The sequence below is a fragment of the Psychrobacter sp. PP-21 genome, assembly GCF_033790785.1.
GTDB lineage: Bacteria > Pseudomonadota > Gammaproteobacteria > Pseudomonadales > Moraxellaceae > Psychrobacter.
In genome coordinates this window covers 14,323-37,587 of the sequence record NZ_JAMYEB010000016.1, presented here as the reverse complement: position 1 = coordinate 37,587, position 23,265 = coordinate 14,323, and the positions used below count along the sequence as shown (strand labels likewise).

Sequence of the window (23,265 nt, the reverse complement as noted above, 5' to 3'; positions counted from 1 at the left end):
AAAGCTGACCTTAAATACATTGCTGTGTTTGAGTGATTTGTTGTTTTTAAAAACAACGTAACTCAATACATTAGGCAAATATTCTTGATATGGACAAGAATTGGCAATCGTTTTACGACTTTAGAAGTAATGCCTACATGGATTCTCTCTCCTCATAAAATACTGCAAATTCTCGCCGCAAAAAAAGGTGATGACAGTGACGCAAACCACGCAAAGTCCGAATATGACGGGACATACCCAAACGGGTAATGCCGCCAAAAATTTTGAAGAAAAGCAACAACGTCTCGCAGAGGGCAGTGCAGAGCCTGTAATGCTATCGGGCGCTGAAATGCTGGTACAAGCGCTGACTGACGAAGGTGTCGAATACATCTTTGGTTATCCAGGTGGTGCTGTTCTACACATTTATGATGCGCTGTTTCAGCAAGAAGCCGTTGAACACATTCTAGTACGCCACGAGCAGGCTGCGGGTCACATGGCAGATGCTTATTCACGAGTGACTGGCAATACTGGTGTGGTGCTCGCAACATCAGGTCCTGGTGCAACCAATACCGTTACTGCAATTGCTACTGCCTTTATGGACTCAGTACCGATGGTAGTGATTTCAGGTCAGGTACCAAGTAGCCTAATTGGCGAAGATGCTTTCCAAGAAACAGATATGGTTGGGGTGTCACGCCCTATCGTTAAGCATAGCTTCCAAGTACGCCATGCTAGCGAAATTCCTATGATTGTCAAAAAGGCATTCCATATTGCGCAGTCTGGACGTCCAGGTCCTGTGGTTATCGATGTGCCAAAAGACATGACCGCCCCTAGCGAAAAACATGCCTATGAGTACCCAGAAGAGGTGTTTATACGTTCGTATCAGCCTTCGCTCAAAGGCCATAGTGGTCAGATCAAAAAGGCGGTTGAGACGTTGCTCGCTGCGCAGCGCCCAGTAGTGTATGCAGGTGGCGGCGTGATCTGGAGTAAAGCGCATGAAGAGTTGACTGACCTTGCTCATCGTCTAAATCTGCCAGTGACCAATACGTTGATGGGTCTGGGCACTTTCCCGGGCTCAGATGAGCAGTTCTTAGGCATGCTCGGTATGCACGGTACCTATGAAGCCAACATGAGTATGCATCATGCGGATGTTATTTTGGCAGTCGGTGCACGTTTTGATGATCGTGTGACCAATAACGTCAAAAAATTCTGTCCTAATGCGACTATTATTCATATTGATATCGATCCCGCTTCGATTTCAAAAACCATTCTGGCGCATATTCCTATCGTAGGCGATGTGAAGTCGGTCTTAACGGACATGCTAGAGATTGTTGGTCAGGACAAGCAGCTAGAGCAACACGCATTGCTAGACTGGTGGTCACAGATTAATGAGTGGCGTAAGCGCCATGGTCTGCGTTATGACACCAGTACAGACAATGGTATCAAGCCACAAAGCGCGGTACAGGCTCTAGATAAAGTGACTAACAGTAACGCTATTATTACCAGTGACGTCGGTCAGCATCAGATGTTTGCAGCACTTTACTACACATACAATGAGCCTCGTCAGTGGTTGAACTCAGGTGGTCTAGGTACCATGGGTGTGGGATTACCATATGCGATGGCAGCAAAGCTTGCTAACCCTGAGCGTGATGTCGTTTGTATCACAGGTGAAGGCTCTATTCAGATGAATATCCAAGAGCTATCAACTTGCCTACAATATAATTTGCCAGTAAAAATCCTAAACCTAAATAACGCCCAGTTAGGCATGGTGAAGCAGTGGCAGGACATGTTGTATGAAGGTCGCCACGCCCAGTCTTACATGAACTCATTACCAGACTTTGTCAAATTGGCTGAAAGTTATGGTCACGTTGGTATCAAGATCACTGACCCTGCGACTATGGAAGCGCAATTGGCAGAAGCCATGGCAATGAAAGACAAACTGGTATTTATCGATATTTATGTCGATCGTAATGAGCATGTATATCCAATGCAAATCGCTGGACAGGCAATGCGTGACATGTGGTTAACAAAAGGGGAGCGTACCTAATGCAACAACAACATCTGATTTCGGTATTGATGGAAAACGAAGCGGGTTCGTTGTCGCGGCTAGTCGGCTTGTTCTCACAGCGTGGCTACAATATCGAAACGCTAAACGTCGCACCTACTGATGATCCAAGCATCTCTCGCCTAACATTGACAACTATTACGTCACCAGAGAGAATCGAGCAGATCACCAAACAATTGCATAAATTGATTGAAGTGGTTAAAGTGCACAATCTAACAGAGAATGTACACGTCGAGCGTGAATTGATGCTGATCAAAGTACGAGCGACTGGTAGTGTGCGCGAAGAGATCAAACGTAGTGCAGATATTTTCCGTGCGCAGATCGTCGACGTCAATGCCAATTTATACACGATTCAAATCGTTGGCGACAAGGCAAAGCTTGACGGCTTTATTGATGTGCTCGGACGTGAGCGCATTATGGAAGTGGTTCGCTCGGGTGTGATTGGTATTGCTCGCGGTGAAAAGACGCTTAGTATTTAATACTCATTACGACCTATTTTAATCAAGCTCTACTTTAATCAAAAACTATTTATCTAAATCAACAAGACGCTTATGCCAGTGACTATATTAATTACAGCATAAGCGTTTACTATCCATGGCAAGCCATGATTGAGACAAGGACTCTATTTATGAACGTTTTTTATGACAAAGATTGTGATTTATCAATTATTCAAGGTAAAAAAGTTGCCATCATCGGTTACGGTTCACAAGGCCATGCGCACGCGCTTAACCTACAAGATTCTGACGTTGATGTGACGGTTGGTCTACGTGCCAACTCAGGCTCATGGAAAAAAGCTGAAAATGCAGGTCTAAAAGTTGCTGAAGTAGAAGAAGCGGTAAAAGCTGCTGACGTTATCATGATTTTGACACCTGATGAGTTTCAAAAAGAGCTTTATAACGACGTCATCGAGCCAAACATCAAAGAAGGCGCGACATTAGCCTTCGCTCATGGTTTTGCTATTCATTACAATCAAGTGGTACCGCGCGGTGATCTAGATGTCATTATGGTTGCGCCAAAAGCACCAGGTCATACTGTACGTTCAGAATTTACTAAAGGCGGCGGTATCCCAGATCTTATCGCCATCTATCAAGATGCTTCTGGTCAAGCCAAACAACTAGCACTATCGTATGCTGCTGGTGTTGGTGGCGGTCGTTCAGGTATCATCGAAACCACGTTCAAAGATGAGACGGAAACGGATCTATTTGGCGAGCAAGCAGTGCTTTGTGGCGGTGCAGTAGAGCTAGTAAAAATGGGCTTTGAGACACTAACAGAAGCAGGCTACGCACCAGAAATGGCTTACTTTGAGTGTCTACATGAGCTAAAGCTAATTGTTGATTTGATGTATGAAGGCGGTATCGCTGACATGAACTATTCAATCAGTAATAACGCTGAGTACGGTGAATACGTTACGGGTCCTGAAGTTATCAATGAGCAGTCACGTGAAGCCATGCGTAATGCGCTAAAACGCATCCAGTCTGGCGAATACGCTAAGATGTTCATCTCTGAAGGTGCAACCAACTATCCATCAATGACAGCACGTCGTCGCAACAACGCTGAGCATCAAATCGAGACAACTGGTGCCAAGCTACGCGGTATGATGCCTTGGATCGGTGGTAACAAGATTATCGATAAAGACAAAAACTAAATCGATATCATTTTAAAATATACTGCTAGATAGTCCTACAACCCGTGTTATCACTCGATAGCACGGGTTTTTTAAGTCATGCTTGGTAGAGACACAAGTTATTATATGTGCTGGTTGAAAAGTAGTAATAACTGCCCAATATAAGCAGTCATCTTTACACTGTCCAAAGTGCTTTTAATACGCTTATTTGTCTTTGAATAACAGATGCAAATGGGTGTCTCATTCTTATTTTCTACAGATTACAGGTTGTATGTTGTGCAAATATCTTATCCAGACTGGCTAACGCCGCAATTCGTGTATGTGACTCTCAGTGCTGTGGTAGCAGTTTTAATTTGGATAGAAGGGGAGATGCTCAAAAAAACAGATGGCAAATTGCCCAAATCTAAATTTTTTCAATTCAGCTCGCTTTTAGATACGATATGGTTCTTCATCTCTGTAGTCGCTCTATATGTGATTGATTTGGCACCGTTAGCGATTGCGGTTCCTGCTGCTTATGGTATCTATACTACCTTCGGTTGGATATATGGCACACGGTTACTAAAGCGCAAAGGAATTCCAGATTCTCCAAAGGATCTTGTGATACCAGCCAAATATATTGCCTATAGCCAATCGTTCTCATTAATCTTTTTTGCGTTATGCTTGTTAGTATTAAGTGCACCATGGCTACCTATATCGCAATAAGTAATGATTAGTATAAAATCCTAGAATGGTTTGATTGTTTGAGTTGTTAATAGATCCACTAACACGTCAGTTAGTATAATAAAGATTAAAAATCATTTAATATTAGCATGATATGTTTATAAATATGTTTTATTCTAGGTCGAAATAATAGATAAAATTTATTTACAAAAATTATTAATTTAGACTGTTACCCACATCGAAAACTGTTATAATCAGGCTGTACCCAAAATATTTTAGGTAAAAATTTTGAATTTTCTTTCAGATTATTTAAAGTTTTTATGATTGCATCAAGCAAAAAATACGCAGGTATATATCAATTAATCGGTGATGACACAAGTCTCGCCAACAGTTAAAGAGTCAGGAAAATTTATGTCAGATAAAGTTGAAGGCACTGTAAAGTGGTTTAATGAAGCTAAAGGTTTTGGTTTTATCGCTCAAGACAACGGCGGACAAGACGTATTTGCTCACTACAGCGCTATCCAAGGTAACGGTTTCAAAACTCTAGCCGAAGGCCAAAAAGTGTCTTTCATCTTAGGTGATGGCAAAAAAGGCCCACAAGCTGAGCAAATCGAAGCTATCTAATTTTATTTATTATTGAGTTGGCTTCTTAAGCAGACTTGATAACAGTAATATGACTAATATGCATTGATTACTTTGTTTGTTAAAACAATAAAAATACTGTATCGACTTTAAAGAAAAGCAACCTCTTATCAGGTTGCTTTTTTTGTATCATCATATTTATAGCAGAACGATTTGTAAGAAATATCGTTGATATTTTCACAAGTATCATCAGTTCGTAATAGATACTGACTAAACTAAAAATAGGGCTCTATGATGAAATGGGAAACTTGGCTTGCAATTGACTGGCAACAGATACTGGGTATTTCTATATCCGCAGTAGGTTTTTATTTGGGTCTAATGCTGTTTACACGCCTCATGGGTTTACGTAGCTTTTCTAAGCTATCAAGTCATGATTTTGCTATGACCGTCGGTATTGGTAGTATATTGGCCTCTACTGTATTGTCTGATGAGCCCTCTCTACTACAAGGGTTGTGTGCTGTTGCGGTGCTGTTCGTGATTCAAGGCGTGGTCTCAGTGGTAAGGCGTAAAATAAAGCCACTCAAAGCGTTAATAGACAATCAAGCTATCATATTGATGGCACATGGTGAGTATTTTCCAGATAATTTGCAAGAAGCTAACCTAAGTACGAGCGATGTCCAAGAAGTACTGCGTAAAAACGGTATCAAATCTAAAACTGAGGTATTTGCTGTCATAATGGAAACAACAGGGGATATGAGTGTTATCAAAAACAGTGAAGTAACTCCTGATCGGTCATTATTTGATGATATACGTGATAGTGAATTGCTGATTGGTTCTAATGTCAGCTCTAACGAAGATAACCAGTAACAAGTGCTGAGTCCCTATCTATTAACGCTAAAGAGATAAATAATAACAAAATGTTAAGTAAGGCTAGGGCTGAGAATGCTATAAAGGTATCAGTAATTACGACTGTCAATTAAAAAAATCGTGGAATAACGTGCTTATAGACCAATTATTTTAGAATGGTGACAAATTTATGACGCATTATTCACGGCGTTGTCTTGACCTTATCTGCATGCTGACGCAAGATACATAGGTCTGATAATAACGGTTGGCTTAGCTTTAGCAGATTTATCGATAAAGTACACATTGCTAATATGATTGTTGAGATTGGCTTGTATTTCTTGAGTAATCATATTCTGTTGATGTAGTAATAACCTTGAGTAGTATTTTGAACGACAATTTGAACCACAACGAAAATTGGGTTCTTAACTGATATTTTTAATTCATAACATTAATAAACGAGGAACGTATGAAAGCATTAGTAGCGGTCAAGCGTGTCATTGATTATAACGTAAAAGTTCGTGTAAAAGCCGACAACTCTGGCGTTGACTTATCAAACACTAAAATGTCAATCAACCCTTTTGATGAAATCGCAGTAGAAGAAGCGGTTCGCCTAAAAGAAGCTGGCGTCATTGATGAGATCATTGTTGCTTCAATCGGTCCAAAAGAATCACAAGAGCAGATTCGTGCAGCTTTAGCACTAGGTGCTGACCGTGGTGTATTGGTAGTAAGTGACGAAAAACCATATCCATTACAAGTTGCTAAGATCTTAAAGAACATCGCTGAAACTGAAAGCACTGATATTATCTTGCTAGGTAAACAGGCGATTGATGATGACAACAACCAAACTGGTCAAATGCTAGCGGCATTGATGGGCATCGGTCAGGGTACGTTTGCATCAGAAGTAAAGGTTGAAGGCGATAAAGTAAACGTAACACGTGAGATCGATGGTGGCCTGCAAACAGTCGCACTTGATTTACCAGCGGTTATCACGACTGATTTACGTTTGAATGAGCCACGTTATGCTAAATTGCCTAACATCATGAAAGCGAAGAAAAAGCCACTTGATGAAAAAACGCCAGCGGATTTTGGTGTTGATATGGCATCTAAGCAAGAAATTATTAAAGTCGTGCCACCTGCTGAACGTAAAGCTGGTATTACAGTAGGGTCAGTTGATGAGTTGGTCGATAAGCTGAAAAACGAAGCAAAAGTTATTTAATATTTTAATGACTGAATGCTTTGTTACGGCATATCTTGTACAAGGCTATGGATTGAGCTGTTCTATATGAACTAATAGCCTCTCAAATAGCATTGTACACAAACAACCGCATGAATAGATAACACGAATAAATAAAGGATTAAAACCATGGCAATTTTGGTATATGCAGAACACGACAATGCCAGTCTAAAAAAGGCAACTTTGAACACTATTGCTGCTGCTAAGCAAATGGGTGATGATATCCATGTGTTGGTTGCAGGTAGTGGCGCTCAAGCGGTGGCTGATGAAGCGGCTAAAGCAGAAGGCGTGACCAAAGTACTATTGGCTGACAACGCGGCTTATGAGCATCAACTAGCAGGCAACGTTGCGTTACTGGTTGCAGATATTGCTAGTAACTATAGCCATGTTTTGGCTGCTGCAACGACTACTGGCAAAAACTTTATGCCACGTGCTGCAGCGTTACTTGACGTTAGCATGTTGTCAGAGATTTCTGGTGTGGTAGACGCACAAACGTTTGAGCGTCCTATCTATGCAGGTAATGCAACAGCGACAGTAAAAACGACAGAAGATAAAGTCGTACTAACCGTACGTACCACTGCATTTGACCCAGTAGCAAGCGAAGGTGGCTCAGCTACTGTTGAAACTATCGACAACGTACAAGAAACTGGTAAAGCAAGCTTTGTGAACGAAGAGATGGCTAAGTCTGACCGTCCAGAGTTAACGTCAGCTGGTATCGTAGTTTCTGGTGGTCGTGCACTAGCGAACGGTGAAAACTTCACTAAGTATATCGAGCCACTAGCAGACAAGCTAGGTGCTGCTGTTGGTGCATCACGTGCTGCTGTTGATGCAGGCTATGTACCAAACGATATGCAGGTTGGTCAAACAGGTAAAATCGTTGCACCGCAGCTATATATCGCCGCTGGTATCTCAGGCGCAATTCAGCATTTGGCTGGTATGAAGGACTCTAAAGTTATTGTTGCTATCAACAATGACCCAGAAGCCCCTATCGCTAGCGTTGCTGACTATTTCTTAGAAGCTGATTTGTTCGAAGCACTGCCTGAGCTAACCAGCAAGGTATAGTATATAGTCACAGAACTACTAAACGGCTACGGCGTTACCCTTCTTGGATGTACTACTTGTATAATCTGCAGTCGGCTGCCTTGTATCCGTTTTAGACTTCTTTGACTATATCAGTAGTAGACAGATAATAAAAAACCCACTATCAAGTGATAGTGGGTTTTTTCATGCTTGATAGATTGGGTTTTAATAGTAGTTATAAATAGACGCTAAGAGTATTGTCTTTGACGTAAGGTCTCATACAGACATAAAGACCCTGCAATGGCTACGTTTAAACTCTCTTGACCATTTGGCTGCGGTAGCGCTATAGGCGTCGCACATTGCATTAGATCGTCACTAACGCCTTGACCTTCATGACCCATAATCCAAGCCACAGGTGCAGATAAGTCGTGATCGTAAATGATAGTATCTGTATGTGAGCTAGTCGCCAATAGCGGTACCTGTACTTGATCCAGGATGTCTTGCGTACTTAAGCCCTCAAAAATAGTCAGTGCAAACTGTGCACCCATACCGGCTCGTAACGTCTTAGGAGACCAAGCCTGAGCTGTCGCACTGGTACATAGGATATTGCGAATACCAACGGCAGCCGCTGTGCGCAGTAGCGTACCGACATTTCCACTATCTTGTACATCATTTAAGATCAGGCAATCCTCATCGATCATCGGCAAGCTATGCGTTGGCACCTTGATGATCGCCATAATATCGATGCCAGTACCTAAGCTACGTATGCTTTCATAAAGCGTGTCTGACAAAACAAGAATAGGCGTATAAGTGGGCAGGCGAGTGAGTACTTGCTGAACCTCGGGATGACTACGCGCTGATTCAGATAGTAAGATTTGAAAAAAGGGGTAGTCACTACGCAGCGCCGCATCTATTAAATGGACGCCTTCTATAACAGTCTGACCGTTCTTTTTGCGTTGGCGCGCTTGTGCTAATAGCGCTTTTACAAGTTTTACGGTTGTGTTCTTATCTGAGGTAATCAGCTCGGTGGGATTGTGTACCATAGTGGATCGCTTAGAGAAGAGTAAAGGAGTCGTTTGGACAACCAGCAAAAGGTCTATTTTTGATTTAGCACTCTGCTGGCTGTTTCTAACATGGGCGTAAACTAATTATTTTTCAGAGTAGTTTAGGTGCAAGTCTTTCACATAATTGACTTCGTTTTTGCTGCCGAGTACCACAGGGACACGCTGATGAATATCGGTCGGTTCGATGTCCAATATGCGATTGACAGCATCCGTCGCACCGCCACCCGCACGTTCTATTAATAGACTCATTGGATTGGCTTCATACATCAAACGCAGCTTACCTGCTTTATGAGCGTATTTGGTATCAAACGGATAAGTGAAGAGACCACCGCGACACAAGATACGATGAACGTCACCAACCATAGCAGCGACCCAGCGTGTATTGAAATCGCGTCCACGTACGCCGGTTTCACCTGCGATTAGCTCATCGATGTACTGTTGCATCGGCGCGCGCCAATAGCGATAGTTTGAGCTATTGATAGCATACTCGCTCGTGTCAGCATCGACTTGGACATTGTCTTCTATCAGCACGTAGTCAGATGTTTCTGGATCTAGGCTGAACATAACAACCTTGTCTGCGATGGTTAACGCCAGTACGGTAGAGGTGCCATACAATAGATAACCTGCGGCTAGCTGCTTATTACCTGCTTGTAGGTAATCGCTGTTTTCGCTGGTTTGACCTTGACGCTCATAAGGCAGAACAGAAAAAATCGTACCCACTGCCATATTGATATCGATATTTGATGAACCATCTAATGGGTCAAAGAGTACCAATAAGCTGCCATCATTATTGGCAGGGGTAGCGTCATCGAGTTCTTCTGATGCAACACCAGCACAATGTGAATTACTTGCTAACGCCTCTAGTAATAAGTCGTTGGCCAGTACATCGAGTTTTTTCTGGTCTTCACCTTGAACGTTTTGGTTGCCAGCTTCGCCTAAAATATCTGCTAGCGCCCCTTTTCTGAGTAGCTGCGAAATTGTCTTACCAACATCAGTGACGGTGGTAATAACATCATTGAGCGCAGTGTTGGTAGCATTTTCGTTGAGATAGTCTGCTAGGGTGGTCATGAGGCTTCCTAATAAATGGTATAGAACGTAAAAAATGGATGGTATCGAAGTAAAGAAGAAGGTGCTATTTGGCACACTCTAACGGGTTAAATGTTTAATTAGCCTGTATGGCATCTTTGTCGTAACTACAAAATCAGCTACACTATATCTATTGTTATTCATTTATAGTTTTGTCAGACTTATTCTCTATGAGAATGCAGTATGTCTGCTTATGCTTCCTGACTGATTGCTGATGCTGTTTTGGTCACATTCGATTACGGTAAATTGTAGCAAATAAGCATCCAAATGTCCTTTGTATCTATGCTTATCAGTGATAAATGATCGAACAAAGATAAATAAGTGATTGCTATAGACTCATATAAACCCACAATGAAGACCTGTCATTATGTCAAATTCTATCGATAGTAGCGCTACCCAAGCAGTTTCGCCAACTGATTATGCAAAATTTGATCCTAATACCATTCACCATAGACTCAATACCTCACTGAGCCGCCCGCAGCTCAATACTGATGGCAGTATCCGGCATTTCTTAGGTGTGGAAGGCCTTAACAAAGCACAGCTCAAAGCAATCATCGCAAAAGCAGAGACTTTCTTTGATGATAATGGTCAATTAATCAACCGTCCTGAGTTGGATGGCTATACCGTAATGAATTTGTTCTTTGAGCCATCGACTCGTACGCGAACGACGTTTGAAGTGGCAGAAAAGCGATTGGGCGCCAATGTACTTAATATCGATATCGAACGCTCCAGTACGAAGAAGGGCGAGAGTCTACGCGATACGCTGTGGAATCTACAGGCAATGACCGCAGATATCTTTGTGGTGCGTCATTCAGCGTCAGGTGCTGCGCATTTTATGGCGACAGAAGTCACCCCTGATATCGCGATCATCAATGGCGGTGATGGCTGGCACGCGCATCCTACCCAAGGGATGCTTGATATGTTGACCATCCACCGTGAGGCACCGCGTCCATTTGAAGCGCTGTCTATCGCAATCGTTGGTGATATCAAGCACTCACGCGTGGCACGCTCTGATATCAGTGCACTGCAAACGCTAGGCGTGACAGATATCCGTGTTTGTGCGCCGCGTACGTTACTGCCCAAAGGTATCGAGCGTTTTGGTGTAACCGTGTATGAAAGTATGGATGAGTGCGTCACGGACTGTGACGTTATTATGGGATTAAGAATACAAAATGAGCGTATCGGCTCACCGCTTTTGGCATCATCCAATGAGTATTACAAGCATTATGGTATTACGCCAGAGCGAGTCGCTCTTGCCAAACCTGATGCATTAGTCATGCATCCAGGTCCAATGAACCGAGGCGTTGAGATTGCTTCTAGCGTGGCAGATGGCGCACAATCTGTCATCTTAAAGCAGGTAAATAATGGTATTGCCATACGTATGGCAGTCTTATCGCTTGCGATGGAAGGCCAGCGCGCTCACCAAGCGGCTGGCAAGTAACAGCCGGCCGCGCGACTTATTCTCATTTATTTCATTTTATTGATACGGTAATAACGTTATGTCTACCATGCTTAATACTGATGCACCTATCCTTGACCATTTACCAGCAGCATTCAGAGATGCGTTACCACAAGCTGCACTAGAAAAGCTATCTACTCTCGAGGCTGGGCAAGAAAAATGGCTACTACCGCCTTTGGTAGATTTATGTGCTCGTTTACGTGAGCCAGGTCAGCAGCAACACGGCACGCTAAAATCAGAAGGCAGCGCTGCTCGTGGTAATGGCTTCTTGCACGTCGTTATCCCGCCAGACACCAATCCTATTTTAGAAAACGGTTCACTCTTAAAGGGTTTGCGTGAGCGTGCGCTTGGCGATGGTGGTATTCATTTACATATTTTGGGTGCGCTGACTGCAGGTTTAGAGGGCGAGCGTCCTTCTAATATAGCAGGGCTAAAAAAAGGCGGCTGTATAGCTGTGTCTAATGCTCGCAGACCGTTTCGCAATGATTTGGTGCTATTACGTACCCTAGAATATGCAGCGACCTTTGGTATGAAGGTGTTCTTTTATCCTGATGAGGCAAGCCTGTCTGGAGATGGGGTTGTTCATGAGGGCTATATTGCCTCTTATCATGGTCTACAAGGGATTCCTTGGATTGCTGAAACCGTTGCACTGTCTACGCAGCTGCTCATGGTTGAAGAGACTGGAATCGCCGCTCACTTTAGTCAGCTATCATGCAAGTCCTCTATTGAGCTCATGCGCTGGGCAAAAGACAAAGGTCTACCTGTTACGTGTGATGTTGCGATGCATCAGCTGTACTTAACCGATGACAATCTTGAAGGCTTCAATGCGCAGGCTTACGTGTTGCCACCACTACGTAGTAATACCGACCAGCAAGCTATCCGCCGTGGACTAAAAGATGGCACTATCGATGCGATCTGTAGTCATCATGAGCCGTTGAACAGTACGGCAAAAAAAGCGCCGTTTGCTGAGAGTACGCCTGGTATCTCAAACTTTGATACTTTTATGGCGCTGGCGTGTCAGTTGGTACATGATGAGGTCTTAACACTCGCACAATTGGTCGATAAGATCTGTCTCAATCCTGCCAAAATCGCTGGCATCAGTGAGCAGTACGAAGCCATTGGTGGCGCTGTATTGGTTGATCCAACTATCGAGTGGCAAGTGACCGCGCAATCTATGTTATCAAATGGCAAGAACACGCCATTCTTTAATCAGCAGTTGCAAGGCCGTGTCGTGGAGACGTTCTTTGGCTAATTGGTCCCGACAGGATGACAGTTTGCCGCCATCCTCAAAGGACAAAGAGGTTGACGTTGACGACCATCTAGACAAACCATACAGCACTGCTAGTGAGTCCATCAAAGCGGTAGCGGTTTATGAAGTGGTTAAAGGCATTGGGGCGATATTGGGGGCGGGCGCACTGTGGTCGTGGCATACGGATCTTGACCATTGGCTAAAGACTGCCACATCCTCTTGGAAGCAAACCTTTGGTCAGCTGCTTGCACCGCAAATCGATAGCGTGGTAAGTATTGCTCAACAGGCGAGCAAAAACTGGTCATTATTTCTATTACTGATATTTGCATATGCTAGCCTACGTTTTCTTGAAGCTTATGGCTTATGGCATGACAAGACATGGGCGTATTGGTTTGGCGTTCTAGGCTATGGCATATTTATTCCTATAGAGGTCTACTATCTGATTGTTAGCCCATTTGATTGGTTTAAGCTTGGCATACTTATCTTTAATCTAATCATTATTATGGTGGTATACCGTAGTATGAAACAAAAGGGTCTGATATAACCCTTGTACGCATGTAAAAAAGCCAGCGCAAGAGTTAATTCTTACGCTGGCTTTTCTATGTCTACTGCACTTAACGATTATACGTCTATGATTTTGTCTTCTGTGCGAATGCTTTTTGCAACTTTGCCGACGCTGAGGCCTTGTACCAGGATAGAAAATATCACGACGGCATAAGTAAGGGCCAATAAGATATCGCGCTCTGTACCAGTGGGCAGTTGTAGGACTAACGCGACAGAAATACCACCGCGTAGTCCGCCCCATGTCAGCACTTTCCAAGCACCAGTAGGTAAGTCCAATTGACGATGAAAAGTTTTGGTCGTCATACCCACCACAATAAACCGAGCAATCAGAGCAATCAAAATGGTCAAGCCCGCTGCAATAAATAAATTGCCAGAATAAGCTATCATCACTACTTCTAGCCCGATGAGCACAAACAAAATCGCGTTTAAAATCTCATCGATTAATTCCCAAAATAGGTCAATGTAGTGACGCGTCTGATCACTCATTGCAAGCTCCCGCCCGCGATTACCAACCATCAATCCCATCATAACCATAGCGAGTGGTCCTGACAAATGCCAGTGGCTGGCAAGCGCGTAGCCGCCAATGACACCAGCTAAAGTCAATAGCACCTCTTCTTGATAGCTATCGATACTCTTGAGTAAATAGTATAAAATTGCGCCAAGGACCAAGCCAAAGATCACACCGCCGCCAGCCTCGACAGCTAGCGTATGTGCCACATAGTTGGCAGTTGGGATATCACCACTGGATAGGATACCAAGCAGCAAGACAAAAATGACCACGCCGATACCATCGTTGAACAATGATTCACCAGCGATGACGGTCTCGATGCTTTTTGGCGCACCAGCTGATGAGAGAATGCCCATCACGGCAATAGGGTCGGTAGGCGATATTAGCGCACCAAATAGCAAGCACCACAGAAACGGCAAACCAAAACCAAATAATGGCAGCATAAAGTAGATGGCGGTGGCAATCAGCAGCGCTGATACAATAGTGCCAATACCAGCTAATATGCCAATGGGTAACTTGTAGCGTCTAAGATCATTAATATTGACGTGTAATGCGCCTGCAAATAGCAGCATCGAGAGCATACCGTCTAACAGTACTTCGGTAAAATCAAGCTGCTCTAACAGACTGACTTCATAATCAATCAGCTGATCGAATCCCAAGAACCCCAAAAATATCGCGCCGATAGACAATAATATAGAGATGACCATCACACCGATGGTGGTGGGTAAGCCAATAAAACGGTGATTGATATAAGTCAGTGATGCAGTAATTGATAAAAATATGGCGCTGATTTCAAGTATAGTCAGGCTGGTTGCAGATGCCATAAAGTAGGTCTCGTATGTATATAAAATTTACCTTAAGCCAAAGACTTATAAGTGCTACGTAACTGTTGTTCTGTCATCTATCAATATTGGCGCACCAAGTCAGCCAGTACTCTATTTCATTGACTGGTTATAGCCTCAACTTGACTGCGATTCTAATGCTTGGCGGATATTGATAGCAAACTCGCTAACGTAATCAAAGTGTTGATGCCGAGCGTCCTCATTGAGGATAAACTGCTCGGCCTGATCACACATAGCGACTAGATCATCTATTAGCTCTTGATAGCTCAAATTTTCTTCACCAGCTCGTTTCACCAGCTTTAGCTCATGCAGTAGTGTCTGCTGCTGTGCACTGTTCACCCGTGCATAGTTCAGATTGACCATGGCTCGACACAGTGCTTTTAACACCATTAAGTCAGCCGCCGCATAACGGCGTATCTCACCAAGTGACACATTGATAAAGTCAGATATTTTTGGCGTATGAGTGACTAGCGCGAGTATGGCCAGTCGCTTTTGTTTGACTGCATTTTCAGAACCATCACTCTCTGGGTGTGGTATATAAAAATGATAAGGACTTGGCGGTTGGCGCCGCATCATGATACTCAAGCAACTGGTCAGAGACTGCACGCAGTTGACAGCTGTCTTTGGATCATTGATACCAGGAGACAATGCCCGTACCGCGATTTCAGTCATTTGACCTAAACTGTAGGCGATGTCATCAGAATGAGCCAGTCGTTGTTCGATTCGCACGCAGCCTGCAAAGCGTTGCCAAAACATACCGTCAGGTGACCGCGGTATCATAGCCAGATGCGCGGTGGCGGTCTTCTGTTGATTATACGGATGGTCTGCTGGACGCTGATAAAAGTACCCAATGACGTTTTTGTCAGTAATATACTCGCCAAGATTGACATGCATCTGTACCACACCGCCATAATCTTGCGACAGTGCTATTATTGACTCAAGATAGATCTGCTGCAAGTAGCCTGAACGTGGTGAGTAGATGGGCATGGCAGGCCAATTGTGAAACTGTTCGACATCATGATGTTCAGCATCACGCTGATGTTGGATATCACACTGATCGGTGTACCAATAGTAAATGTTGGTCAAAGCATCATTACTGGCGTTTTGAATAACATGAGATGCCTGAATGGCATGTACCATATGCTGCACAAAATAAACCAACAACAGCGCACAAACAATAGCCATGATAATGGCAAAGGTGACGGCTAACTGCGGTACACCAAAAGACACATCGTACTTATGAATAGACTTTAGGACGAGTAAGCTATAGCTAAACGTGCCGATAAAGGCGCCAAGGACAAACTGGTTTGGCGTATCTGTCAAAAAGTTACGTAATAACCTAGGACCAAACTGCGATGAGGCCATGGACAGTACAGCAATCGTAATCGAAAACGTCGTGCCAGCCACACCTAATACTGCACCAGCAATAGCGGTCATGATAGCGCGTGCCGCATCATCATCACCTGTAAACGCAAAAGAGATCTCTCGAACCCTTTCACGATCAAAATGCTGATCTATCGTCACTAGTAATGGCGCAAGCAAAATACCGACAATCACACAGGCCGTTGGGATAAACCAGTAAGATCCAATAAGCTGCTGCCACAAGTTTCTTAAGCGATCAGGCAAGTCGGTAAGTGTCTGTAGCGACCATAACTGAGTAAACTGTTTGAGTTTGTTTTGACCGGTACTGATAGTACGGATCCACATGCTTGTGTCATCGTCTTTGTGCGCTGCCATATACTCAAAGTATCCAAAAATAATAGTAAAGTGGCTTGTTGTCGCAGAGTTGCCGGAACATCGCGCTACAAGCTTTTGGGTTCAAATGCTCTTAGATTTAAGTGCCCTTAAATTCAGTGCTCGTTGATGGGTTACGAGTTTGCTTTTGGGTTGTCAGCCTCGGTAATAACAGCATGTTTATAGCCACGTCTGCTTGCTTCCGTCTTATCCGAGTGTTCAGTAGAGCCTATGGGAATAACGGCTTCATTATTGTGATCATCGTAATCAACATTGCTGTCTTTGTCATAGGCAATAGGGTCGAAATGCGGTGATGCTTTACTGTTTGTGTTATTTGAATGCTCTCTATACGCACCGCTTTTATCCAAGTCGTTTCGCGTTAAAGACGCGTCCGCTGCTGCCGTTTTTCTAAATAACTTAGCATGACTTCCTTTTTTGTCAGAAGCAGATTTTTTGCGCGGTTCACTGTTGGCAAAAATAGCATTTAGCGGTAGATGCAGTTGCTGCTTGGCATAGGCTTCGGTATGCTCAAAGCGATCTACTAATAAGCTGAGCCAAGGTTTCTGGTCCTCTAAATTCATTTCATCAAGCTCGTCTTTGATCGGCAGCGGATAGGGCAGCGTACGATAAAAGTCCCATAAGGTCATTGTACTTAAGTCTTTTTTGAGTACATAGTCATCGTCTTCTGTCATGGTGATGAGATTGCTGTCCTGTAGGTAGTTGATATAGGTATACCATTTAGGCAGCTCTTTTCTCCCCAGTACATTGCGCAGCGCTTGTTCGCTGACGGCCTCACCTTTTAGATGATGGGTGTATACCAAGTTCAGCATGTCCAGCAAGCTAAGTAATGGATGTCGAGGATAGACCTCTTCTGTCTCAAAAATAGTCAAGGTATAACTGATTTCAACGCCTAGCAAGATAAGGTTCCACGACAGAAATATCCATAGTAAGAATATAGGAAGCGCTGCAAAGGCTCCATAAATTGCCTCGTAACTGGTAAAGTTGGCCATTACAGTACCAAACAGATGCTTCATCAGCTCAAAAACGATGGCGACAAATACACCAGCAATGGCTGCATTTTTTATGGGTACGCGTGCTTTCGGTATGAACCAGTACATGCCGATAAAGCCTGCAACAGTGATACCAATCGATACAGCCTGTACCCAAAACCCCCAATCAATACCGTAACCTGCGATTTGTCGATTAAGAAAACTCAGACTTTGAACCGTACTAGAAGCAATAAAAGCTGTGCCCAATACCAACGGTCCTAAGGTTACGATCGTCCAATAGCGCATCATACTTTTGAGACCCCCTGAACGGTTTTCTACCCGCCAGATTTGGTTAAAAGCGCGCTCAATAGTGGTCAGTGTCAGAATGGTCGTCAAAAACAAAATCATGGCACCGATGATGGTCAGATTGGATGATTTTTCGGCGAAGTCATTAATATACTCACTAACTTGCAGGCTAGACTGTGGCAATAGATTGCTATAAATCACCTCATATATCTGTGCTCTCACTGAGGCGAGCGCTGGTACGGACGATAGAATCATCAATAATACCGTTAATACAGGCACAATCGAAAGCATGGTGGTATAGGTGAGCGATGCTGCTTTTTGCTGACAGTTGTCTTCAAAAAAATGTCGAACCAAAAATCGCAAAAACTGAAACCAGCGTTGCTGCAAAAACGGGATTTTCTGTGATAGTTTTTCCATGTCGACCAGTTAGCAAAAGTAAGAGTGACAATAGTGTAACAAACATGCGCGGTCATCATCTGCGGTTTAATTGTGTCAAAATGCACAGAGCACACCAATAGAGCACGGCATTCGCTATAATAAGAACTAGGGTTATTTGCTGTCAGTGAATGACTCGGGCATAATGTGCCCATATCCTACAATGCTATAACACAGACGTTTTGGTAGTATCAGACTACTGACAGTGGTTATAAGTGCTAACGTTGATAATTTTATAAGGAAGTGTTGCCAATGAGTCAGACCGCCCCTTATGTTTTGGTGCTCTATTATTCTAACTATGGTACGACGAAGACATTGGCATATGCTATCGCTCAAGGGATCGAAGATGCTGGCATGACAGCCCGTATCCGCACAGTACCGACAGTTGCGCCTGAGACGACGTCGAGCAAGCCTGCGATACCTGATGAAGGCGACCTATACTGTACGATGGATGACCTAAAAGACTGTAGCGGTTTGGCGCTCGGTAGCCCAACGCACTTTGGTAATATGGCAGCGCCCATGAAGTACTTTTGGGACAATACTGTAACGCTTTGGTTAGCAGGAAACCTACAAAATAAGCCAGCGTCCGTATTTACCGCGACAGGCTCTATGCATGGTGGTCAAGAGACCACGTTGCTGACAATGATGTTACCATTGATGCATCACGGTATGATGATTGTGGGCGTCCCTTATGCTGAGCCTGCGCTGAATCGTACTGATCGCGGTGGTACGCCTTATGGTGCCAGTCATGTCAGCGGCGCCTCTCATGATCAGCCAATATCAGCTGATGAGCGCGAGCTCGGGGTTGCACAGGGTCACCGTTTGGCAATTACAGCTACTGCTTTAGCACAAGCGAACTGGGGTCGTTAACCGACTCTTTTATAGTTTGTATTGTCATTTATTTACTGTCATGCAGCGCTTATATAAGAATTGCATGATTAGCGACTTATTGTTGGGCGCTGACAGCCAAATATTAATCTAGGAAATACATACCTCTAATGGCCACAAACCGTTCTGACAGTAAGACCCTAAAAGCTGCCAAGCCTATTGCACCTATTGCAAAACGCTTGACGGTTACTTGGTTGATATGGCTTGTTTATAGAATGATTGGATTACCTGTCTTTATCAGTGTGTTCAATCCAAGTAGTCCTGACATCATTGGCGGTATTGCTTGGCAAGCGTTATGGCTTGTGCCCGCATTTATCTTGACACCATGGATACTGCGTGGGCGCTCGCCTTATGCTCTATTGGTAGGCAGTATGTTTACGCTTGTCTATCTGGGCGCAAGTGGGGTGGTGCTTTTCACTCGTATATACGGCAGTAGCTGGTCTGAGATAGCCGTATATTTGAGCGACTTTGTGCTATTATTTGCTATCAATGTCTGGTTGTTCATTTTGCTAAAACGTCTACCGTCAATGAATAATGTCGTTAAGCAACCGCGCTCTCGCTAGCATTTCTATATTATCCAAGAACCTTTATTTATCGTGAACAGGTTTCATTAAGACACAGACTTGGAACAAAAAAAGCGGCGTCCTACATAGGACGCCGCTTTTTTAATACGATAAAACGATTATTGTGCCTACTGGTATTAGTTGACCTTGGTCAATTCTAAATCCATTTTTTTGCCATCATTAATCTGGCTTACCTTGATAGGCAAGTAGTCTAAGCTGGGGGCTAACCAAAAACTGGTAGAGCGGCTGTCATCATCGTGGACGCGGTCAACACGCACGGTATCAAAGGTACCAGCTGGTACAGTAATCTTGGTATTACCTGATTTCTTAAATGGCGTCTTCTCGACTTTGTTTTTCTTTGCCATGTAGTAATTACCAGAGAACTTGCCATTTAATAGGTCTTGGCGAATTTGTACCTCGAGACTTAAGTCATCAAAGGCTTGCTGCGACATATTCATGGTCGTGGTTTTGCCTTTATAGTTGCTAGTGACTTTTTTGGCACTTGGGTTAAAGTCCAGCTTATGCGTGCGACCAAGACCTAGTAGCTTATAAGTAGTGCTCGCCTGCGTAGGACTGACGTTATTACCATTGATCGTAAAGGTACTGTTTTGCGAAGCACTAGCCACCCCAGCGACGCGTGCCTTTACGTTGTATTTCCACGTGCTACCGGACTTACTTAGCGTACGAGTCGCCGATCCCTTGTATTTGTCTTCAACCGTAAAGCTATAATCGGCAGTCGATGGCTGAACGGTCTTTGCGCTGGCAAGCGTGGGTGCGGTCATACTTAAGGCTCCAATGGTAGAAATACTGATCCCTGTCATTAAGGCAGATAAAAACTTAGATGGTTTGCGTGTCTTATTATTAGACTTGTTGTGCAGTGGTTTTTTGTGCAGTGATGTCAAACTCATAGATACCTCTTTAGTAATATGATGCTGATATAGCAGCATTTATCGATCATTCTTGTTATGTTTACACCGCTTATAATGGTCATACTCTGTTACATTTTCAAGAGCCACAGTGGACTGACGCGTGTAGTGCTTGTAGCGAATGTTGCTACAAGCAGGAATAATTTGGTGAGGCGTAACGTGCTGTAAAGCCAGCAATAGAGGGTAAATAAAACGCATGGTCTCTACTGGGCTTCATTTCTCTTGAGGGCTATTAATAATCAGTAGAATAATCTTGTAAATTTTTGAGCTTTACACTTGAAGCCAACCTATCTTGCCCCCACTTTTTGTTACAAGCTCAAAGCGTATCTTTAGAGCACTGCTACTGATTAGCGACGCTTATAGATACTGGTATTGAGACTATTAATTCAAATAAACCCTTTATTCAAACAACTAATTTTTGGAGTCATATCGATGAACATTCGTCCTTTACATGACCGTATCGTCGTCCGCCGCATAGAAGAAGAAACAAAAACTGCTGGTGGTATCTTATTACCGGGTTCTGCCCAAGAGAAACCTTCACAAGGTGAAGTGATTGCTGTTGGTAATGGTCAAGTTCGTGACAACGGCGAAACTCGTGCATTAGACGTAAAAGCTGGCGACAAAGTATTGTTCGGTCAGTATGCTGGTCAAACCGTAAAAGTTGACGGCGAAGAGTTATTGATCATGAAAGAGTCTGATGTATTAGGTGTGCTGGAAGGTTAATTCCCTTTGAGTGTGGTTTCACATTTAGCGCATATCTAATATCGACTCTCGATAAGAATAAATAATCTCATTGTATTCTCATACTTATAATAGTGGAGTAATTTAACATGGCAAAAGACGTAAAATTCGGCATTGATGCCCGCAAACAAATGATGGACGGCGTAAACGTTCTAGCAAATGCAGTACGTGTCACTCTAGGCCCTAAAGGTCGTAACGTCGTTATCGATAAATCATTTGGCGCACCTACCATCACTAAAGATGGTGTATCGGTTGCCAAAGAAATCGAGCTTGAAAACAAATTCGAAAATATGGGCGCACAGTTGGTTCGTGAAGTGGCTAGCCGCACTAATGATGTCGCTGGTGATGGTACAACGACTGCGACCGTATTGGCTCAGTCAATCTTGCAAGAAGGTATGAAATCAGTAGCTGCTGGCATGAACCCAATGGATCTAAAGCGCGGTATTGATAAAGCTGTTCGTGCTGCAGTGCAAGAAATCCATAACTTATCAACGCCTGCTGATGACGAAAAAGCTATCGCGCAAGTAGGGTCTATCTCTGCTAACTCAGACACCAAAATCGGTGAGTTGATCTCGCAAGCGATGCAAAAAGTGGGTAAGCAAGGCGTTATCACTGTTGAAGAAGGTTCAAGCTTTGAAGATACCCTAGAAGTTGTCGAAGGTATGCAGTTTGACCGTGGTTATATCAGCCCGTACTTTGCCAATAAGCAAGACAGCCTAACTGCTGAATTTGAAAACCCATATATCCTATTGGTTGACAAAAAAATCAGCAATATTCGTGAAATCGTGCCATTACTTGAGCAAGTCATGCAGCAAAGCAAGCCATTGCTTATCATTGCTGAAGACGTAGAAAACGAAGCATTGGCAACCCTAGTTGTAAACAACATGCGTGGCGGCTTGAAAACTTGTGCCGTTAAAGCACCAGGTTTTGGCGATCGTCGTAAAGCCATGCTAGAAGATATCGCAACGCTAACTGGCGGCACCGTAATCTCTGAAGAGATTGGTTTGAGCTTAGAAACTGCGACTCTTGAGCAATTGGGTACGGCGAAAAAAGTCACTGTTGGTAAAGAAAACACTGTAATCGTTGATGGCGCTGGTAACAAAGCTGACATTGAAAACCGTGTTGAGTCTATCAACCGTCAGATCGCTGAATCTACTTCTGATTATGATAAAGAAAAGCTACAAGAGCGTGTTGCTAAATTGGCAGGCGGCGTAGCAGTAATCAAAGTCGGTGCAGCAACTGAAACCGAAATGAAAGAGAAGAAAGACCGTGTTGACGATGCGCTACATGCCACTCGTGCTGCGGTTGAAGAAGGCGTTGTACCTGGCGGCGGTGTTGCATTAGTTCGTGCGATGAACGCATTGTCTGAGCTAAAAGGCGACAACGATGACCAAGACGCAGGTATCAATATTCTACGTCGCGCGATGGAAGCACCATTACGTCAAATCGTAACCAACGCTGGCGAAGAAGCATCAGTGGTGGTTAACGAAGTGAAAAACGGTACGGGTAACTACGGTTACAATGCTGCTTCTGGCGAATACGGCGATATGCTTGAGATGGGTATCCTTGATCCAGCAAAAGTATCACGCTCAGCACTAGAAAACGCTGCCTCTGTTGCTGGTCTCATGCTTACCACTGAAGCCATGATTACTGACCTACCAGAAAAAGATGACGGTATGGCTGGTATGGGCGGTGCTGGTGGAATGGGCGGTATGGGTGGAATGGGCGGTATGATGTAATTCTACTTCTGCTGCAAAGCGGTTTGTCTTTGTCAGACTTGCTCAATGTACAATAAGTACTATTTTCGCTCGTCTTCCTCGACAAACCACTTTTCGCTAAAAGTATGATTTTGTCATAAAGTCTGTTTGACTATCAAAAGCTCTGCTATCGAAAGATAGCAGGGC

21 protein-coding genes are annotated in these 23,265 nt (G+C 43.7%); 15 read left to right on the top strand and 6 right to left on the bottom strand.

From position 1 onward, the window contains the following. The first annotated feature begins 310 nt into the window (after nt 1-310). The 8 genes from NJD71_RS11290 (at nt 311) to NJD71_RS11255 (ending at nt 8,049) form a co-directional block, all read left to right on the top strand. Nucleotides 311-2,023, top strand: a complete 1,713-nt coding sequence (locus NJD71_RS11290; RefSeq protein ID WP_319052070.1) for an acetolactate synthase 3 large subunit — start codon at nt 311-313, stop codon at nt 2,021-2,023. Beyond that, the gene (gene ilvN, locus NJD71_RS11285) at nt 2,023-2,520 is read left to right on the top strand and encodes an acetolactate synthase small subunit (protein ID WP_319052058.1); all 498 of its coding nucleotides are present in this window, start codon (nt 2,023-2,025) and stop codon (nt 2,518-2,520) included. Before NJD71_RS11290 ends, ilvN begins: the two co-directional genes overlap by 1 nt. A gap of 149 nt (nt 2,521-2,669) precedes the next feature. After that, the gene (gene ilvC / locus NJD71_RS11280) at nt 2,670-3,686 is read left to right on the top strand and encodes a ketol-acid reductoisomerase (protein ID WP_238038758.1); all 1,017 of its coding nucleotides are present in this window, start codon (nt 2,670-2,672) and stop codon (nt 3,684-3,686) included. Nucleotides 3,687-3,941: 255 nt separating this feature from the next. Further along, entirely contained in the window at nt 3,942-4,367 is a 426-nt protein-coding gene (locus NJD71_RS11275) for a hypothetical protein (protein WP_319052057.1), read from the top strand. Nucleotides 4,368-4,736: 369 nt separating this feature from the next. Next, the gene (locus NJD71_RS11270) at nt 4,737-4,949 is read left to right on the top strand and encodes a cold-shock protein (RefSeq protein WP_057758834.1); all 213 of its coding nucleotides are present in this window, start codon (nt 4,737-4,739) and stop codon (nt 4,947-4,949) included. Between the two features lie 252 nt (nt 4,950-5,201). Continuing rightward, nucleotides 5,202-5,774 (top strand): DUF421 domain-containing protein, encoded by a 573-nt coding sequence (locus NJD71_RS11265; protein WP_319052055.1) that lies wholly within the window; start codon nt 5,202-5,204, stop codon nt 5,772-5,774. A 445-nt stretch (nt 5,775-6,219) separates the two neighbouring features. Beyond that, entirely contained in the window at nt 6,220-6,969 is a 750-nt protein-coding gene (locus NJD71_RS11260) for an electron transfer flavoprotein subunit beta/FixA family protein (protein ID WP_101204853.1), read from the top strand. Nucleotides 6,970-7,116: 147 nt separating this feature from the next. Further along, on the top strand, nt 7,117-8,049 hold the full coding sequence (locus NJD71_RS11255; RefSeq protein WP_319052054.1) for an electron transfer flavoprotein subunit alpha/FixB family protein: 933 nt from the start codon (nt 7,117-7,119) through the stop codon (nt 8,047-8,049). Nucleotides 8,050-8,255: 206 nt separating this feature from the next. Here NJD71_RS11255 and NJD71_RS11250 read toward each other — a convergent pair whose 3' ends face one another. After that, nucleotides 8,256-9,050 (bottom strand): TrmH family RNA methyltransferase, encoded by a 795-nt coding sequence (locus NJD71_RS11250; RefSeq protein ID WP_319052053.1) that lies wholly within the window; start codon nt 9,048-9,050, stop codon nt 8,256-8,258. A gap of 105 nt (nt 9,051-9,155) precedes the next feature. After that, the gene (locus NJD71_RS11245; RefSeq protein ID WP_319052052.1) at nt 9,156-10,139 is read right to left on the bottom strand and encodes a class 1 fructose-bisphosphatase; all 984 of its coding nucleotides are present in this window, start codon (nt 10,137-10,139) and stop codon (nt 9,156-9,158) included. 385 nt (nt 10,140-10,524) lie between these two features. Between NJD71_RS11245 and NJD71_RS11240 the strand changes: the two genes are divergently transcribed. Genes NJD71_RS11240 through NJD71_RS11230 form a run of 3 tightly spaced genes read left to right on the top strand, consistent with a single transcriptional unit; the run spans nt 10,525 to nt 13,409 of the window. Beyond that, on the top strand, nt 10,525-11,598 hold the full coding sequence (locus NJD71_RS11240; RefSeq protein WP_319052050.1) for an aspartate carbamoyltransferase catalytic subunit: 1,074 nt from the start codon (nt 10,525-10,527) through the stop codon (nt 11,596-11,598). Nucleotides 11,599-11,656: 58 nt separating this feature from the next. Next, on the top strand, nt 11,657-12,868 hold the full coding sequence (locus tag NJD71_RS11235; protein ID WP_319052048.1) for a dihydroorotase: 1,212 nt from the start codon (nt 11,657-11,659) through the stop codon (nt 12,866-12,868). Next, complete coding sequence (locus tag NJD71_RS11230) at nt 12,861-13,409, top strand: DUF2127 domain-containing protein (RefSeq protein ID WP_319052047.1); 549 nt, start codon at nt 12,861-12,863, stop codon at nt 13,407-13,409. The genes NJD71_RS11235 and NJD71_RS11230 overlap by 8 nt, the downstream gene beginning before the upstream one ends. 77 nt (nt 13,410-13,486) lie before the next feature. Here the strand turns inward: NJD71_RS11230 and NJD71_RS11225 are convergent, their stop codons facing one another. From NJD71_RS11225 to NJD71_RS11215, 3 genes are all read right to left on the bottom strand, one after another. Further along, entirely contained in the window at nt 13,487-14,761 is a 1,275-nt protein-coding gene (locus NJD71_RS11225) for a cation:proton antiporter (protein WP_319052046.1), read from the bottom strand. A gap of 135 nt (nt 14,762-14,896) precedes the next feature. Next, nucleotides 14,897-16,516 (bottom strand): DUF2254 domain-containing protein, encoded by a 1,620-nt coding sequence (locus tag NJD71_RS11220; protein ID WP_319052045.1) that lies wholly within the window; start codon nt 16,514-16,516, stop codon nt 14,897-14,899. A gap of 131 nt (nt 16,517-16,647) precedes the next feature. Then, on the bottom strand, nt 16,648-18,225 hold the full coding sequence (locus NJD71_RS11215) for a YihY/virulence factor BrkB family protein (RefSeq protein WP_319052044.1): 1,578 nt from the start codon (nt 18,223-18,225) through the stop codon (nt 16,648-16,650). 270 nt (nt 18,226-18,495) lie between these two features. Between NJD71_RS11215 and wrbA the strand changes: the two genes are divergently transcribed. Together wrbA and NJD71_RS11205 are read left to right on the top strand one after the other, a co-directional pair. Next, complete coding sequence (wrbA, locus tag NJD71_RS11210) at nt 18,496-19,113, top strand: NAD(P)H:quinone oxidoreductase (RefSeq protein WP_319052043.1); 618 nt, start codon at nt 18,496-18,498, stop codon at nt 19,111-19,113. A gap of 128 nt (nt 19,114-19,241) precedes the next feature. Next, on the top strand, nt 19,242-19,694 hold the full coding sequence (locus tag NJD71_RS11205; protein WP_319052042.1) for a hypothetical protein: 453 nt from the start codon (nt 19,242-19,244) through the stop codon (nt 19,692-19,694). A 137-nt stretch (nt 19,695-19,831) separates the two neighbouring features. Here NJD71_RS11205 and NJD71_RS11200 read toward each other — a convergent pair whose 3' ends face one another. Next, the gene (locus NJD71_RS11200; RefSeq protein ID WP_319052041.1) at nt 19,832-20,602 is read right to left on the bottom strand and encodes a DUF3108 domain-containing protein; all 771 of its coding nucleotides are present in this window, start codon (nt 20,600-20,602) and stop codon (nt 19,832-19,834) included. A gap of 450 nt (nt 20,603-21,052) precedes the next feature. Here NJD71_RS11200 and groES point away from each other — a divergent pair, with 450 nt between their 5' ends. Then, a complete protein-coding gene (gene groES, locus NJD71_RS11195; protein WP_058024926.1) occupies nt 21,053-21,343 on the top strand; it encodes a co-chaperone GroES in 291 nt (96 codons plus the stop codon). 107 nt (nt 21,344-21,450) lie between these two features. Continuing rightward, complete coding sequence (gene groL / locus NJD71_RS11190; RefSeq protein ID WP_087040787.1) at nt 21,451-23,100, top strand: chaperonin GroEL; 1,650 nt, start codon at nt 21,451-21,453, stop codon at nt 23,098-23,100. Nucleotides 23,101-23,265 lie beyond the last annotated feature (165 nt).

Bases quoted from the DNA above. Each gene is read 5' to 3' on its own strand.
- ilvN (WP_319052058.1), top strand. From the start codon at position 2,023: ATGCAACAACAACATCTGATTTCGGTATTGATGGAAAACGAAGCGGGT.
- NJD71_RS11270 (WP_057758834.1), top strand. From the start codon at position 4,737: ATGTCAGATAAAGTTGAAGGCACTGTAAAGTGGTTTAATGAAGCTAAA.
- NJD71_RS11215 (WP_319052044.1), bottom strand. From the start codon at position 18,225: ATGGAAAAACTATCACAGAAAATCCCGTTTTTGCAGCAACGCTGGTTT.
- wrbA (WP_319052043.1), top strand. From the start codon at position 18,496: ATGAGTCAGACCGCCCCTTATGTTTTGGTGCTCTATTATTCTAACTAT.
- NJD71_RS11245 (WP_319052052.1), bottom strand. From the start codon at position 10,139: ATGACCACCCTAGCAGACTATCTCAACGAAAATGCTACCAACACTGCG.
- NJD71_RS11235 (WP_319052048.1), top strand. From the start codon at position 11,657: ATGTCTACCATGCTTAATACTGATGCACCTATCCTTGACCATTTACCA.
- NJD71_RS11225 (WP_319052046.1), bottom strand. From the start codon at position 14,761: ATGGCATCTGCAACCAGCCTGACTATACTTGAAATCAGCGCCATATTT.
- NJD71_RS11260 (WP_101204853.1), top strand. From the start codon at position 6,220: ATGAAAGCATTAGTAGCGGTCAAGCGTGTCATTGATTATAACGTAAAA.
- NJD71_RS11240 (WP_319052050.1), top strand. From the start codon at position 10,525: ATGTCAAATTCTATCGATAGTAGCGCTACCCAAGCAGTTTCGCCAACT.
- NJD71_RS11265 (WP_319052055.1), top strand. From the start codon at position 5,202: ATGAAATGGGAAACTTGGCTTGCAATTGACTGGCAACAGATACTGGGT.
- ilvC (WP_238038758.1), top strand. From the start codon at position 2,670: ATGAACGTTTTTTATGACAAAGATTGTGATTTATCAATTATTCAAGGT.
- groES (WP_058024926.1), top strand. From the start codon at position 21,053: ATGAACATTCGTCCTTTACATGACCGTATCGTCGTCCGCCGCATAGAA.
- NJD71_RS11290 (WP_319052070.1), top strand. From the start codon at position 311: ATGCTATCGGGCGCTGAAATGCTGGTACAAGCGCTGACTGACGAAGGT.
- NJD71_RS11200 (WP_319052041.1), bottom strand. From the start codon at position 20,602: ATGAGTTTGACATCACTGCACAAAAAACCACTGCACAACAAGTCTAAT.
- NJD71_RS11250 (WP_319052053.1), bottom strand. From the start codon at position 9,050: ATGGTACACAATCCCACCGAGCTGATTACCTCAGATAAGAACACAACC.
- groL (WP_087040787.1), top strand. From the start codon at position 21,451: ATGGCAAAAGACGTAAAATTCGGCATTGATGCCCGCAAACAAATGATG.
- NJD71_RS11205 (WP_319052042.1), top strand. From the start codon at position 19,242: ATGGCCACAAACCGTTCTGACAGTAAGACCCTAAAAGCTGCCAAGCCT.
- NJD71_RS11255 (WP_319052054.1), top strand. From the start codon at position 7,117: ATGGCAATTTTGGTATATGCAGAACACGACAATGCCAGTCTAAAAAAG.
- NJD71_RS11220 (WP_319052045.1), bottom strand. From the start codon at position 16,516: ATGGCAGCGCACAAAGACGATGACACAAGCATGTGGATCCGTACTATC.